Source organism: Priestia flexa NBRC 15715 (assembly GCF_001591565.1).
GTDB classification, from domain to species: Bacteria; Bacillota; Bacilli; order Bacillales; family Bacillaceae_H; genus Priestia; species Priestia flexa.
On the sequence record NZ_BCVD01000108.1, the window covers coordinates 1 to 14354 of the forward strand.

The following is a 14354-nucleotide window of genomic DNA, read 5'->3' on the forward strand; positions in this document are numbered from 1 at the left end:
GGAAAACTGAGATCCCACAGCGAGGAAGCTCAGGTTCCTCTCCGCGGAAAGAGAGTGGCCGTAGCGCAATGAAACGTGTTCTGACAACGTAAAGAAGTGAAAAAAGGGATTGTTCGTCGTTTTGAAAATTTGTTTTGTTATGTCGCACCCTCTTTTAACATTGATAAAAAGAAAAAAAAAGCACCTTCCTCTTTTCTTTTTAGACTTTCTGTCAACTTCCCCTGTCGAACGCTTATCAAAAACCGATGTTAAAAATCTAGTTATTTTGACATAACCCCAAGAGAAAGATGTCGAAAATAGTGGGTTCATACAGAGAATTAGAGATAGATACTTCCTCCTATTTTGTCTATATCTGGTATAATAATAGTTATTAAAAACTATTATAGTTTAGAGTTTTTTATGAAGGGACGTGATTACTTACACAAATACCTTAGTCCACTCTACTCCTAGAAATGGAGTGAACGTGATTTGTAAACATTCGCACCCTATACTCCTCACTTTATACACTTACGTTCATTCTCGCACTATTTTACGCAACATATCACCTAGATATCGAAAAAAGCAAGCGCTATCTTTTTTTGAATTACTTGTAATTCAAAACGTGTAAACGGCCAAAAAATAAAAGGGGGATGGTCCGTTGGCAAAGAAAAAAACAAAGGTAAGTGTCTTAGTTTTAGCGGTGATTTTAGTAGTGGGAACTCTCTTCTTCAGCGTAAATAAAACAGAAGCTGCAGGCGGTACAACTCATTTCATCGTCATCAACAAAGCAAACAATCAATTAGCTTATTACAAGAACAACAAGCTCGTTCGTACGTTTTCAGTTGCAACTGGACGAACGAATTCACTTACACCAGAAGGTAAGTTCCGCATTGTTAATAAGATTGTAAATCGTCCTTATTATACGGGCAAAATACCGGGAGGAGATCCACGAAATCCATTAGGAAATCGCTGGTTGGGAATTAACGCTCGTGGTACAAATGGTACAACGTATGCTATTCACGGTAACAACAATCCTAGTTCCATCGGAAAGTACATAAGCAGCGGATGCGTTCGTATGTACGATAACGAAGTGGAATGGTTATTCAGTCAAGTAACAGTGGGAACTCCAGTCGTCATTACGAATTCATCAAAATCATTTGACGCAATTGCGGCAGCTAATGGATACAAAGTATCTGGCAGCAGTCAGCCTTCCCAGCCGGCTGTTAGCGGCCTTAAAAAAGGAAGCCGTGGCAATGAAGTGCGCACGCTTCAGCAAAAGCTCACTTCTCTTGGTTATGATACAAAAGGCGTGGATGGAATCTTTGGAAACAATACAGACACGGCTTTAAGAAGATTCCAAAAAGATCGCGGCTTATCTGTTAACGGCGTGGTTGACTCAGCTACCCAAAAAGCGCTAAACGGAGCAAAACCAGGCGTCAAACCACCAGCAACAAGCACTGGTTTAAAGAAAGGAATCCGTGGTAACGAAGTGCGTGCTCTTCAACAAAAGCTTACCTCTCTTGGCTTTAGCACAAAAGGAATTGACGGCGTATTTGGAAATAATACGGATGCTGCTTTGCGTCAGTTTCAAAAAGCTCGCGGACTATCTGTCACTGGAGTCGTTGATGCTGCTACGCAAAAAGCGTTAAACGGAACAACAGCTAGCAAGCCTTCTTCACCCAGCAAAGGCCCTAGTTTAACGTCAGGGCCAACTTTGAAGCTTGGTAGCAAAGGAGATGCAGTTAAAGCACTTCAACAAAAGCTTACTTCTCTTGGCTTTAACACTCAAGGTGTGGATGGTATGTTTGGTTCTAATACCAGCGCTGCTGTTCGAAAGTTTCAAAGCGCAAACGGCTTAGCTGCTGATGGAATTGTTGGTCCAAACACATATAAAGCTCTTTCTTCTAAATAATACGATTAATCAAAGCAGAGTCTTTAAAGGCTCTGCTTTTTCGTGTTCTCTATGTATAAACCTTTACTGTAACTAGCATAATACAAGTGAATATGGAAGTTTACAAGTGCTACTCATTCCACATAACGAAGGTGTTGTTTATAGCCGGCAAAGTCTTGACATACTCCTTTTTTCAATTGTGACAAAAGACACCTAGATTCACGAAACAAGTCGAAACTGTTTATGGTTAAGTCTTTTTTTCTAAAGCTTTATTTTCACAATTTCTTCAAACGTCTGCACCGAACGCTGGCGAACTTTCAAAAAGGAGAAGAACAATGGAGAATTTACGAAAAAGCTTAGGTTTTAACACGATGCTTGTCATTATCTCTCTGAGCATCCCGCTTATTTTAACGCAAATTTATGTGTCTCCCTTAACCGGTTGGACACTGCTTATCTTTAGTCCATTTGGAACGATTATTGGTGCGGTTAATCTATTCAAGCACCATATCTATACAAGCCAATAACAACCTCCTTGAAAAAGAAGGTTGTTATTTTTATACTAGCAAACGCTTATGAATCCAAATGGCTGCTTGAACCCCTTCTCCCATAGCTACTGCTGCTTGTTCTGAATGAGCAACTAAATCTCCAGCCGCCCACACGTTTTCTACGTTCGTTTCTTTCGTTCGATGATTCGTTAATACATGGTTATTCTCTGTCGTATAAACACCTAGCTGTTCTGCTAAATGACTTTGCACTTTGTTGCCACCTAATGCTAAAAAACAATGATTGGCATGAATTATTTCACCACTTTGCAATTTTATTCCTTTAAACTGACTTTTCTCTTCAACCAACACTTTTTCAATTTGTTCGTTTTTATACGTTAACTCTTGCTCCTGAAGTTTTCGCTTTGTCTTAGTAGGCAAGACCTTCATTTCTTCATCAACATAAACAACATCCTTTGTCCAATGAGTTAATGTACAGGCAAGGTTGGCTCCCGCTTCTCCTCTACCAATTACAATTACTCGACTGTCTTTTACTTCATAGCCATCGCAGTCTGGACAAATATAAACGCTAATGCCAAGACAACCAATCAGCTCTGGAAAGCTTGGCAAGTGATCTTTAATACCCGTGGCTAACAAAACTGTTTTACATTGATAGCATTCACCAGATTTTGTGTTTAAAATGATACCTTGGTCTTGCTTAGCTGCTGATATCACGTAGTCTGCTACAAACTGCACGTCATAACGCATAGCTTGCTTCTTCCCACTCAACCTTAATTCTTCTCCACTTACACCTTCTGGCCATCCTAATAAATTATGATATCTGTTACATAAATTTGAACGACCGTCATTGGAATCAATCACTAAGGTTTGATGACAGTACCTGCCAAGCTGAATCGCTGCTTGGAGACCAGCAATTCCGCCTCCAATAATAATGCAATCATAATAGTTCTCCAATGCTATTCGCCCACCTTAAAATTTTTTTACCAGTAGTAATATGCACTTTTACGACTGAAATTATGAACCCACGAAAAAAAAGCAGCGTCGATTCGCTGCTTTTAATGAATAAAAATCCCCCCATGACTTTCTACCGCGTGCTTTACCACATAATATAAGCCTCGCTCGAACTCTTTGTTCATTTTTGTTTGAAGAAACCTTTTTACATAGTAACCCCATTCTTCACCTTTTGTACGTTGAACCGCTATCCACTCCTTCATGTCTTTACTCGTTACCTCATCTGAGACGTACGCTTGAACCGCCGAGAAAAGAGAAGTCGCTACGGCTTGGAACGTCCGCTGACGATCGGTGGCTGAATGATAAGAAGTCGACCATCCTGAAGGCTGGGTGACAAATCCGTAATAAAGCGCGGTCGCTAGTTGGCTGGTCAGCTCCTCATGAAATGTCTTATCGCTATCGTCAGGAAGACTTGAATGCAAATGGTTAATGGCCTGCGTTATGATTGGAGGAGCTAATATACTAAGATAAATAGGATTAAGCTCTGCACCAACTTGTGTTTGTGCGGTCCGAGCTTGATTTACATAAACCATTTCGGACAACTTATGATCATCTTCATCGCTTCGATTTAGATTGGAAACCAAATCTACATCGGCAGCCGTGAGGTAATAAGAAAGTTGAGTAGCAACTACTTGTTCTTCTCGCTGAATACATCCTTGGATTGCTGCAGATAAACGGTGCTTTTTCGCTCGTTCTTCGGCGTACCTTTCACCTTGTAAACGCTCAGCATGGGTAAAGAGCAGCTGTAGCTTATTTCCGTACCCATATGCAATTAGATGTTTTAACGTATCAATCTTTATTTCGCGTGAGGCATCGTGAGTATATATAATATGATCCGCTTCTTTCACTTGATCATAAAGACTGGTTCCTCTTCTACTATCTTGGATGACAATAAGCTGTTCTTTTACTGAAGGAATAGTGGCATGGATAGACGTAATAAGAGGATAGCAGCTCGCTCCATCTGCTTTTTCCGCTTCCGTCGTTAAGCGATGTAAGGCCGTAAAGTAATGAGCCCGACTTTCCGTTGAAATGAATGCAAACTGAGGCCAGTCATCAATTCCATATGACCAAGTAAAATCACACTTTTCTTTAAATGATCTTTCAATACATGTTAAAAGCGTTTCAATTAGCTGCCGGCACTCTGCTTTTTGTAAAAACAGCTGTTCAAAATCCTCTGTTACTTCCTTGCTTTCTTCTAAAACCGCACTTGCGATACTTTTAATGGATTCAACATACTGAAAAACTCGCTTTGTGCTTTTGGCAGTGGAAGCTTGTTCTGTAAAATAGCGAGGACCATACGGAACCTCTCCAAATAAAGCTTCAAAGTGTAGCTCGGGGTTTCCGTGCACAAGTGCAAATGCAAGGTCGTAGTCCGTGCCTCCGTTTGCATAAACCAAAGCACTTTCAATTAAAGATTTTTCAAGGTTTTCATATACTTCTTGGCGTGGTTGGAACGACACCCTTGCTTCATAGGCAGCACTATGCGTCATCTCATACACCGCATCGTAATTTGCTTTTCGGAAACGAATGGGAAACTTTTCGCGCGCAGGGTGAATACCAAAAACAGCACGAACGATGGATGTTTTCCCACTTTGCGCTTCTCCGATTAGTGAAATCTGATAAGCATCCGGACTTTTGTTCACTGTTGGAGTATCTGGCTCGTCCACTTCATCATAAAATGCGTTCACCACGCGCTGGTCGTAGCGTGCTTTCGCTCGTCCTTTTACAGTGCTTGTCCAATACTCTTCTATACGTAACAGTTCATTCAGTTCTTCAACAAGCACATCTACTTCTTCTTGTTCATCACATAGATAACGCTTGACAATCGGATATTTCTGTCCGTTTTTATCTGTCTGAAACGGATGTTGAAATAGTACACACCATCCTTTTCGACTAACGGATGGGAATGCTTTTGCTCGAAAAAACTTCATTCTATCTCCCCACTTTCTATCGAAAGACCTTATAGTTGAAATGTATGGGACGATAGAAGTATGTATGTCTGTAATTTTCCGAATAAAGGAAGGATTTTTCTAACAAAGAGCGAACCTTTGTTAAAGAGGTGATGAGAGCATGTTAACAAAAATTATAAAAGGCAGCATACCGATGGATAAAAAGGGGTCATTTTCCTATGCTCAACAGCATTGGGCAGCGCTTGCCCATGTCGATGGTTTTATTGGACAGCTAGGGGGATGGAATGTTGAAGATGAAACAGATACGTGCATTATTGCATTATGGAAAGATGAAGACTCTTACCAAGAGTTTATGAAATATACGCACGACTCTATTTTCTACAGCAGCAACCAAGATCAAACCTATACGGCGCTTGATGTATCCATTTCAAACCCTTCACAGTTTATCGGCGGTCGCTACAATTATTATCGAAGCAGCGCGATGGAAACACGCTATTTAATGAAGACGGAAATTGAAGTGGACTTTTATGATCAAAAAGATGTAGAAATGTTAGTGCAAAGCTTAGTAAATCCTTCATACAGGTGCTTATCTCATATCGTTGCTCCGCTAAAACATAATGACATAACTATTTTTACGCTTTACAGCGCAGCGTGTCCAACGAAAACAGTTGATACGCTTGTCCATCCTAACGTTTTGCAAGCTCGCCAGTACATATACAAATTAGAACAGAATTGGAACGTTCTATCTCGTTAAAAACTAAAAGCTATGGCATCTGCCATAGCTTTTTATGGTGTTATCATATGGACTTGCTGATTACGGATTGTAATGACTCGACTTGTCATATGATTAAACAAACCATTTTCAACTACTCCTGGTACCATATTAAGGGCTACTTCTAGCTCATGAGGTCGTTTAATTTCTTGAAAGTGACAGTCCATTATATAGTTTCCATTATCCGTAATAAAAGGCGTATGGTCTTCTAACAATCTGAGCCGTGGTACACACCCCAGGTCTCTCATATGTTTAGCCGTCATTTCCCATCCAAAACGAACTACTTCTACCGGTAAAGGAAACGCACCAAGCGTTTGAACTAGTTTCGTTGAGTCCGCAACGACAATGAACTGTTCAGATGCTTTGGCGATTATCTTTTCACGTAGAAGTGCCCCACCTCCACCTTTTATGAGTGCAAATTGATTGTCCACTTCGTCTGCTCCGTCAATGGCAAGGTCTAGCTTGTTAACGTCTGCCAGCGTCACGAGAGGAATACCGATTTGGCGGGCAAGTTTTTCTGTTTCTTTCGAAGTGGGTACTCCTTGTATGCGAAGGCCGTTTTTTACTCGTTCACCAAGCTTTAAAATTGTGTAATAAACGGTTGAGCCTGTTCCTAGACCAACAATCATGTCGTCTTTTACAAACTCAGCAGCTTTTTCACCGACCGCTTGTTTTTCAACCATAAGCGTATCTCTCCTTTATAATATTCCTGAAAATAAGCGCGCGAAGGATTCTTTTGATCGCTCTATAAGACCTCGCTTATAGAAAGCAACGGGCTTAATAAGTTCGCTGTCTTCCATATCTTCTTCAAAGTGTTTAATTAAATCTTGAATAGCTTTTGAATTCATTAAAAAAGCGTTTACTTCAAAGTTTAAGTGAAAGCTTCTCATATCCATATTGGCTGTTCCAACAGAAGCAAAATCGTCATCAATAATGACAATCTTTTGATGCATAAAGCCTTTTTGATAAGAATAAATTTCGATTCCGGAACGAATGAGTTCTCCAAAGTAAGACCTTGTTGCGTACTGAGTAAGAAAGCCATCATTAATTTCCGGTACCATGATTCGAACGTCAATACCTTTTTTAGCAGCAACTCGAAGCGCTGTTCGAATCGTTTCATTTGGAACTAAGTAAGGAGTTGAAATCCAAATCGATTTTGTGGCACATGCAATCATAGCGTAATAGTATTCGCTCATATTTTCATGGGTATCAGGCCCAGTCGCAATAATTTGTGTAAAACCATCTCCTGAAGTGGAAACCGTCTTTGTGTAGCGCTCTTCAATAATTAAATTTTCTCCGGAAACATACTCCCAGTCAAATAAAAAAACTGCATGAAGAGTTTGTACGGATTCTCCTACTAGTTTTAAATGTGTATCGCGCCAAAAACCAATTTCTTTGTTTTCTCCCAAGTATTCCATACCGATGTTTAAACCACCGACAAAGCCAACTTCACCGTCAATGACAATGATTTTACGATGATTGCGGAAGTTAAACTTTTGATTAAAAAAGCCGCTTTTAATCGGTGAAAAGGCATAAACTTTAACCCCACTGTCTCTTAGCTCTTTAACATCCGAGCCTGATAGTGAGATGCTTCCAACGGTGTCAAAGGTAAAGCGAACTTCGACACCTTCTTTTGCCTTTTCAATCAGCAAGCTCATGATTTCTTTTCCAAGCTTATCAGAGTGAATCATATAATATTCCATATGTATAAAGTGTTTTGCATTCTTTAAACTTGCCGTTATTTCTGAGAAAGTTTCCTGTCCGTTTTTTAGAACTCGTGCTTTTGTGCCGTTGTTTACTTTTGTAAACGAAACTCGCTCCGAATACTCAGCAAATGAGCGTTGATGAGGGCTTAGAGAAGACAAGTCTATCTTTGCTTCTTTTTCTTTTTCCGTCATGCGTTTGAGCGTTTCACGGTTGTTCATTCTCTTTGATTTAAATAAGTAGCCTTTAAGGTACAGCTGACCTGAGTATAGATAAAAGATGTAGCCCACAACAGGGAAGAAAAAGAGAACATACATCCAAAGTAGCGTACTATGAGGCGTCCGATTTTCGAGCATTAAGGAATAGATGCTGATGAAGATGAGCACTGCATATAAAGTAACTAGCGCGATTTTCCATTCTTTCGATAAATCTGTAAAGAAAAAAAGATAGGAAGATACGAGCATAATAAATAAAAAGATAAAGTCGACTCTTCTTTTTTTCATTGTGTATTCTCCAAACTATTGATTAGTTACTTTTGTATTCCCTTTTATGCATATGTTTAACCCTTGTAGAATCAGCATTTCCATCTGAGCATAAAAATACTCTTAACAAGAACCGTTCTTTCTTAATTAGCAATTAAAAAAATACTCTCTGCTTGGCATGGTTGCCACTGAGGACTGTTTAATGAGACTTCCTATACTCAACTCGTCAGGAATCTTCCTTTTTACTAGAAAGCTAAGTTGAAACATATGTTAAAATGAGAATTATGCAATTGGAGAAAGTTGGTGAATATAGAATGGATCGATATGATCGTACCTTTGGAGTATATGGCATTTGTATACAAGATGGAGAGATTCTCGTCATTCGCAAAAATCGCGGACCTTATATTCATCGTTTTGATTTACCCGGTGGTCAGCTTGAGCATGGCGAGACGCTAGTAGATGCGATGCAGCGAGAGTTTTTGGAGGAAACAGGTTTTGAAGTGAACATTACGAAACAAGCAGGTACAGCTGATTTTCAATATCCTTGCCTCTGGAAAGAGTTTACTCATGTTCACCACATTGCGGTCTTTTATCATGTAGTGATTAAAGGCGGAGAGCTAATACATATGCCGAGTCAGTTTGAAGGACAAGATGCAGCTGAAGCACTGTGGATTCCCATGGAAAAGTTGGATAAAAACAACGCTTCTCCTCTCGCCTTAAAAGCCATTGAAGCTCATTCTCTTTCAGCTTGGCCACATCAGCCAGAAGTCTATGATAGCTGGAAGCTAAAGAAAACGTTTGAAGAGTAATTAGATAAGGGTATGATAGTGATATTGTTTGACTTATTTATTTGGAGGTAATGAAGTGTCAAAAGCAAAGAAGTTTCAATTTTGGACGATTCAGCTTGTGCTAATCGCATTGTTCATTTACATTTGTACGAAAATTTCATTTGTATTTGAACCAATCGTTGTCTTTTTCACAACGCTCTTTTTCCCTATTTTAGTATCTGGATTTTTATATTTCTTATTTAGTCCTATTGTCTTTTTCCTTGAAAAAAGGAAATTACCAAAAACGATTGGGATTCTCGTATTGTACGCCGTTTTTATTGGCGTGATTTCGCTCGCGGTTGGAACATTAGGCCCAGCTCTTTCAAAAGAAGCTAATCAGTTTGCCGATAAAGTCCCAACTTACGTAGAAAAGAGCCAGGAAGCGATTAATAATTTATCAGAAACAAAAGGATTCCAGTGGATTGTTGAGCAAGAATATGTATCAATTGAAAAGATTGAGGATTCCCTTGCAAATTTTTCATCTACGCTTACCACTGGTGTCACGAGCAGCTTATCAACTATTTTTAGCGTTTTGACTAACATCACGCTTACAGTTGTGACCGTGCCGTTTATTTTGTTTTATATGTTAAAGGACGGACATAGCTTACCTAAGTACATCGTTAAGCTTTTCCCACCATCTTATCGTGATGAGGGTCTAAAGATTTTAGAAGAAACGAAAGAAACGGTGGCTACTTATATTCAAGGTCAAATGCTTGTTGCACTGTTCGTTGGTGTGTGTGCATCCATTGGTTACTTAATTATTGGATTGCCGTTCGCACTCGTACTGGGCTTAATTGGTGCCGTAACAAATATCATTCCATACTTAGGTCCATTTTTCGGAGCTGCTCCGGCTGTTGTTATCGGAATCTTAGACTCTCCTACAAAAGCACTTTTAGTTATTCTTGTTATGGTGATTGTTCAGCAGCTGGAAGGAAACGTTATTTCACCTCTTATTATGGGTAGAAAGCTAAACATCCACCCGCTGACCATCATTTTACTGCTCTTGGTAGCTGGAAACTTAGCAGGAATTTTAGGAATGATTTTAGCCGTACCGTTCTATGCGGTTGTTAAGACATTAGTGCTTAATATCGTTCGTTTAATCAAGTTACGATCAAGGTCCAAAACAGACCCCGAGGCCTATAGCTAGAGCAAAAAAACAGGACGCGTGTCCTGTTTTTTTATTTGACTAAATTTGTTAAGTCATGAATTACACGATTAGGCGTTAATTCACGATGCTCCGGCACTTGATGATGACGGTTTACCCACACAGTTGAAAATCCGTAATTCTTTGCTCCAGCAATATCCCACGGATTTGATGATAAGAAAAGCACTTCGTCACGTTCCACTTCTAGCTTATTCGCTGCGTAGTGATAACTAGCCATGGACGGCTTGTACTGTTTGATTTCGTCAATAGAAATGACATCATCAAATAAAGGTGCTAACCTGTGGTGAGCTACGAGTGGATCAATCATATGCTTAGGTCCATTTGTAAAGATGGCAAGCAGATATCCTTTTTCTTTTAAATACGCCAGTACTTGTTTCACTTCAGAGTACAGGTTAAGCTTGAAATAAGCATGAAGTAACGCTTCTTCACTTTCAGGTGTTACTTTCTCATCCACAGCATCTATAGCATAGCGTAATGATTTTTTTGTGAGTTCATAAAAGTCAACATAGCGGTCCATAATTTGGCTTTGCATCGCATATTCGATTTGTTTTTGGCGCCACAACTGACTTATTTTTGTTCCTTTATCAGGATAGTATTCTTCACATGCTTTAATCACGGTATGTACATCAAATAATGTTCCGTACGCATCAAATAAAATGGCTTTAAACTTCATTATCAGACCTCCTCCCTTATTCATTGTACCCCCTCTTTAAAAAACATAACGGAGTTTCAATAAAAAAAAGCACATGAGTTCATATGCTTTTTCACTGATTATAATCCCATGCAACGGTCCATTCTCCTTCATTTTTAACTGCGAATACATATTGGTCAATGGAGAAGTTCCCATATTTCCCTTTATAAACTTGAATCACTTTCATTTGATAAACGTCTGTTAACTCTTCGCCATCCGCTGTCATTTTCCATGTATCTAGTTTTTCCACTTCCGTAATGTCATAGGAAAATGTTTCGACACCAAAGTGATTAAAAAAAACATGAGCACGGTCCTGAATATAGGCACCCTTCTCGAAACGAACTTTCATAGCGGGATGAAAGGATTCCCACGAATCTGAGAAGTTTCCTTTTTGTTCAAGGTCATAGAATTCTTCAATCGTATTTTTAGCATGATATGTGGAAGAGAAAAAGGTAAATTGAAATCCCAAAGCACCTATAGTCAATACGGCTACGAGCCCTACAATGACGAGCATTAGTTTAATGAATCGCCTTCGCTTGTTATACAAACCCTCTGCTCCTTCGCAAGTTGTAGTTTTATTTTCTACTATAAAGCTTATTCATTAGAACAAGCATTTAGCACATTTAATAAACGTAGAGTAATACGAGACTTCGTTTGATAATTTCTCTCTGCTTAGCATGATTTCCATTCCAGATTGCTCCCTTTCCGCAGGGCGAGCGCTGAGCCTCCTCGTATACTGCGGGGTCTCATCTCGCTTATTAGTCCCGTAGAAGTCTCGCATCTTCCATTCCAATCATGGGCTTTTTTATGGGGAGGGCTTTTGATAAGAACTGGTCTATCTTCTAATACTTTAAAAAGCACTCTTCTCAACTAGTACAAAGAGTACCTCTTTTCTATCTAACTTTCATCATTTCTGACGTCCTAAGCTTTATTTTCTTCAAATGTTGGAACAAATTTATTTAATCAATAAAAGAGAAACACAAAACTAAAAAAAAAACCACTTGTCAGTGGTCTTTTCTACACAATTTGAAACGCCATCTGCATGGCTGCCAGAAATCCAATAAATACGAGAAACGTCACAAGGCCTTCTTTCCAGTCAGGTCTATCTCCTCGAACAAATTTTGCGATGTCGTATGAAAGCATCGCGGCTAAGAATATGGATAGAACAATATAAAACGGCTCCATTTTCTTCCCCCTTTTCCACTTTGTTTTTAGCGTTCGTTAGTCGCCTACACTTTTATAGATTAGCTGTTTTAGATAGGCGTTGTAAAGAATAGGGGTTTGAATGACTTTTTTTCCTAGTGCGGGCATAGACTACTTAAAAGCATGAAAGGATGACGCAGGATGGTTGCATTTAATCCTGAAGAGTTTAGCGTTACATACCGACACGGCGCAACTCCTACCCAGCCTTTTTTAAAAAGGCGCTATACGCTGACTTATGTCTCTGAAACGGATTCCCTGTATTTAATTATTGGAGCTTCATTTGCTAAAGACATGCTCAACGAACAGCGAAACGAACTTTTTGGGGAATGGGTTCATTACAAAGATACAACCGCTCTTTACGTATACGTTTTCATTGGTGATCACCATACTGATAAATCGATTCAAGCCATTCGATACGCTATTTTCAATAAAGAAATGCCGGTGCTTTTAACTGCTTTACGATACGGAGATCATTTCTTCTTTAGGCAAATGCTTGACTTGGACCACGCTCCGATTTACGTTCATTATCATTCAAATTATCCAGAGTTTCATACGATCTGCTACATGGAAACTCCATCCGTCTACGAAACGATAAAAAGGTAGCCCCTGCTACCTTTTCTTAGCTATGCTTCCACACACCGTTTCGGCGAGAATCACCGACACCTGTTATCCTGCCGTTACCAAGATCTTTCACAAGCAGCTGAATGCCTCCGTAATAGACGTCGCTTGTTTTGCTTTGTACGTCAAAAGCACTCATCTGCTCAATTACTTCTTCAGGCGTAGTTGGCTCGATATAAAGAGTATCTTGATCAAAGATAAAGCGAGGCGTTTCAACCGCTTTTTCCAACTCTTCTCCTCCTTGAAAATGGCGGGCTAATACTTGATTTAACACCTGTGGAATACGAGTTCCCCCCGGCGTTCCTACTCCCATTATCCATTCTCCTTCCTTGCGGATAATTAAAGGAGCTGTAAACGTTCGGGCTCTTTTCCCAGGCTCAGGGTTATTTACGCCGATTGAGCCATACGTATCAGCATTGTTATTAAGAAAAAAGCCATCTACTTGCTTACCTAACCCAAAAAAATTGCTTAGCGTATTGGTCGTGGATACGGTCGTACCTTCCTTATCAATAACGACAAAATGAGTCGTACTTTCATGTTCTTGGTCTGCACCTTCCACTTCGCGTTTTTCTGAGTTTTCTAATAAACTTTCAATGTATTCATCGCTAAGGAAACGCTCTACATCCTGTGGGTAAAAAGCAGGATCGCTAATCTCTTTTACTCGGTCAGCGTACGCTATTTCTTTAATTTTCTTAATAGCCTTATAGTCGACTTCTTGCTCGTTTATGTTAACGTTTTCTTTCTCCATCATTTTTAACATTTGAATAACCGTAATACCTGAAAATGGAGGTGGAGCCGCAATGATTTCATTTCCTTTGTATGTTGAAACAACCGGCTGCCTTTCTTCCACTTCATATTCTTGCAAATCTTCTAGTGAAATGCTTGTTTCTTCTGCTAGACGATTGGCAATGTCCTTTTGATAAAAGCCAGCCGCTCCGTTTTGTTTAATATACGTTAACTGTTCAGCAAGCTCAGGCTGCTTTAGCTCCTCTCCTGCTTTTATAGCTTCCCCCCTCGGAAAGAAGCTTGATAAATTGCTGACGTCCATCCGTCCACTTGCGTAAAATAATCGGCTCGCTAAGAGTTCGTCTACTTTAAATCCTTTTTCGGCATACTCAATAGCAGGATCAATCAACTTTGTCATAGACGTTGTTCCATATTTTTTATTCACATATTCCATTCCTGCTACAAAGCCAGGAACTCCCGTTTTTCCTTCCAAAGAGCTAGGTGCTACTTCGCGGTAATCAATGAAGGTCGGTTCTTCACCTTCTTTGGCAATAAGCATGCCGCCACCGCCACCAATTCCAGAGCCGTACGGTTCGACAACGCCTAGCGCGTAAGATACAGCAATTGCTGCATCTACAGCATTACCTCCATCTTTTAGTACCTTCATACCTACATCAACAGCAATGGGGTTGGAAGAGCTAACTCCATAAGATGAATCTCCATTGCTAAATAAAGGCGTATTATTTTCATCGTGATTACGAACAAACCATACTGAAGTCGCAATTAATACACATAAAGAAACTCCTCCTATAAGAGCTCTCCGTTTATTCCACATGCTGTTCACTTCTTTCTTTGTTGTGTGTAGTATAAAA

Annotated in this window: 14 protein-coding genes; 6 read left to right on the plus strand and 8 right to left on the minus strand. The window is 39.7% G+C overall.

The window, feature by feature from the left end; all coding sequences use genetic code 11:
* Positions 1–637 precede the first annotated feature (637 nt).
* Both BFL01S_RS15615 and BFL01S_RS15620 read left to right on the plus strand, forming a co-directional pair.
* Entirely contained in the window at positions 638–1891 is a 1254-nt protein-coding gene (locus BFL01S_RS15615; protein WP_235859246.1) for a L,D-transpeptidase family protein, read from the plus strand.
* 314 nt (positions 1892–2205) lie between these two features.
* Positions 2206–2394 carry a hypothetical protein gene (locus tag BFL01S_RS15620; protein WP_025909267.1) on the plus strand — a complete coding sequence of 63 codons (189 nt, stop codon included), beginning with the start codon at positions 2206–2208 and terminating at the stop codon, positions 2392–2394.
* Between the two features lie 30 nt (positions 2395–2424).
* Here BFL01S_RS15620 and BFL01S_RS15625 read toward each other — a convergent pair whose 3' ends face one another.
* Together BFL01S_RS15625 and BFL01S_RS15630 are read right to left on the minus strand one after the other, a co-directional pair.
* A complete protein-coding gene (locus BFL01S_RS15625; protein WP_061786233.1) occupies positions 2425–3327 on the minus strand; it encodes an NAD(P)/FAD-dependent oxidoreductase in 903 nt (300 codons plus the stop codon).
* Positions 3328–3428: 101 nt separating this feature from the next.
* Positions 3429–5315, minus strand: a complete 1887-nt coding sequence (locus BFL01S_RS15630; protein ID WP_061786234.1) for a hypothetical protein — start codon at positions 5313–5315, stop codon at positions 3429–3431.
* A gap of 139 nt (positions 5316–5454) precedes the next feature.
* On the opposite strand from BFL01S_RS15630, the gene BFL01S_RS15635 reads away from it, so the two are divergent.
* Complete coding sequence (locus BFL01S_RS15635) at positions 5455–6048, plus strand: YdbC family protein (RefSeq protein WP_025909270.1); 594 nt, start codon at positions 5455–5457, stop codon at positions 6046–6048.
* 32 nt (positions 6049–6080) lie between these two features.
* On the opposite strand, the gene rpiA is transcribed toward BFL01S_RS15635, so the two are convergent.
* Positions 6081–6749: a ribose-5-phosphate isomerase RpiA gene (gene rpiA / locus BFL01S_RS15640; protein WP_061786235.1), complete on the minus strand. Its 669-nt coding sequence runs from the start codon at positions 6747–6749 to the stop codon at positions 6081–6083.
* Between the two features lie 15 nt (positions 6750–6764).
* Complete coding sequence (cls, locus tag BFL01S_RS15645) at positions 6765–8273, minus strand: cardiolipin synthase (protein ID WP_061786236.1); 1509 nt, start codon at positions 8271–8273, stop codon at positions 6765–6767.
* Between the two features lie 263 nt (positions 8274–8536).
* Here cls and BFL01S_RS15650 point away from each other — a divergent pair, with 263 nt between their 5' ends.
* Both BFL01S_RS15650 and BFL01S_RS15655 read left to right on the plus strand, forming a co-directional pair.
* The gene (locus tag BFL01S_RS15650; RefSeq protein WP_235859247.1) at positions 8537–9061 is read left to right on the plus strand and encodes an NUDIX hydrolase; all 525 of its coding nucleotides are present in this window, start codon (positions 8537–8539) and stop codon (positions 9059–9061) included.
* Between the two features lie 55 nt (positions 9062–9116).
* Positions 9117–10226, plus strand: coding sequence for an AI-2E family transporter (locus BFL01S_RS15655; protein ID WP_061786238.1), 1110 nt, complete (start codon positions 9117–9119; stop codon positions 10224–10226).
* 31 nt (positions 10227–10257) lie between these two features.
* Here the strand turns inward: BFL01S_RS15655 and BFL01S_RS15660 are convergent, their stop codons facing one another.
* The 3 genes from BFL01S_RS15660 to BFL01S_RS20790 all read right to left on the minus strand — a co-directional run bounded on the left by BFL01S_RS15660 (position 10258) and on the right by BFL01S_RS20790 (position 12120).
* A complete protein-coding gene (locus BFL01S_RS15660; RefSeq protein WP_061786239.1) occupies positions 10258–10917 on the minus strand; it encodes a haloacid dehalogenase type II in 660 nt (219 codons plus the stop codon).
* 91 nt (positions 10918–11008) lie between these two features.
* A complete protein-coding gene (locus BFL01S_RS15665; RefSeq protein WP_025909276.1) occupies positions 11009–11482 on the minus strand; it encodes a hypothetical protein in 474 nt (157 codons plus the stop codon).
* A gap of 470 nt (positions 11483–11952) precedes the next feature.
* Positions 11953–12120, minus strand: coding sequence for a hypothetical protein (locus BFL01S_RS20790; protein WP_165932531.1), 168 nt, complete (start codon positions 12118–12120; stop codon positions 11953–11955).
* A gap of 159 nt (positions 12121–12279) precedes the next feature.
* Between BFL01S_RS20790 and BFL01S_RS15670 the strand changes: the two genes are divergently transcribed.
* Complete coding sequence (locus BFL01S_RS15670) at positions 12280–12741, plus strand: staygreen family protein (RefSeq protein ID WP_061786240.1); 462 nt, start codon at positions 12280–12282, stop codon at positions 12739–12741.
* Positions 12742–12757: 16 nt separating this feature from the next.
* Here the strand turns inward: BFL01S_RS15670 and BFL01S_RS15675 are convergent, their stop codons facing one another.
* A complete protein-coding gene (locus tag BFL01S_RS15675; protein ID WP_061786241.1) occupies positions 12758–14317 on the minus strand; it encodes a gamma-glutamyltransferase family protein in 1560 nt (519 codons plus the stop codon).
* Between the last annotated feature and the right edge of the window lie 37 nt (positions 14318–14354).

Coding starts and splice junctions, on each gene's coding strand:
- BFL01S_RS15670 (WP_061786240.1), top strand. CDS start 12,280: ATGGTTGCATTTAATCCTGAAGAGTTTAGCGTTACATACCGACACGGC.
- rpiA (WP_061786235.1), bottom strand. CDS start 6,749: ATGGTTGAAAAACAAGCGGTCGGTGAAAAAGCTGCTGAGTTTGTAAAA.
- cls (WP_061786236.1), bottom strand. CDS start 8,273: ATGAAAAAAAGAAGAGTCGACTTTATCTTTTTATTTATTATGCTCGTA.
- BFL01S_RS15620 (WP_025909267.1), top strand. CDS start 2,206: ATGGAGAATTTACGAAAAAGCTTAGGTTTTAACACGATGCTTGTCATT.
- BFL01S_RS15675 (WP_061786241.1), bottom strand. CDS start 14,317: ATGTGGAATAAACGGAGAGCTCTTATAGGAGGAGTTTCTTTATGTGTA.
- BFL01S_RS20790 (WP_165932531.1), bottom strand. CDS start 12,120: ATGGAGCCGTTTTATATTGTTCTATCCATATTCTTAGCCGCGATGCTT.
- BFL01S_RS15650 (WP_235859247.1), top strand. CDS start 8,537: ATGCAATTGGAGAAAGTTGGTGAATATAGAATGGATCGATATGATCGT.
- BFL01S_RS15660 (WP_061786239.1), bottom strand. CDS start 10,917: ATGAAGTTTAAAGCCATTTTATTTGATGCGTACGGAACATTATTTGAT.
- BFL01S_RS15635 (WP_025909270.1), top strand. CDS start 5,455: ATGTTAACAAAAATTATAAAAGGCAGCATACCGATGGATAAAAAGGGG.
- BFL01S_RS15630 (WP_061786234.1), bottom strand. CDS start 5,315: ATGAAGTTTTTTCGAGCAAAAGCATTCCCATCCGTTAGTCGAAAAGGA.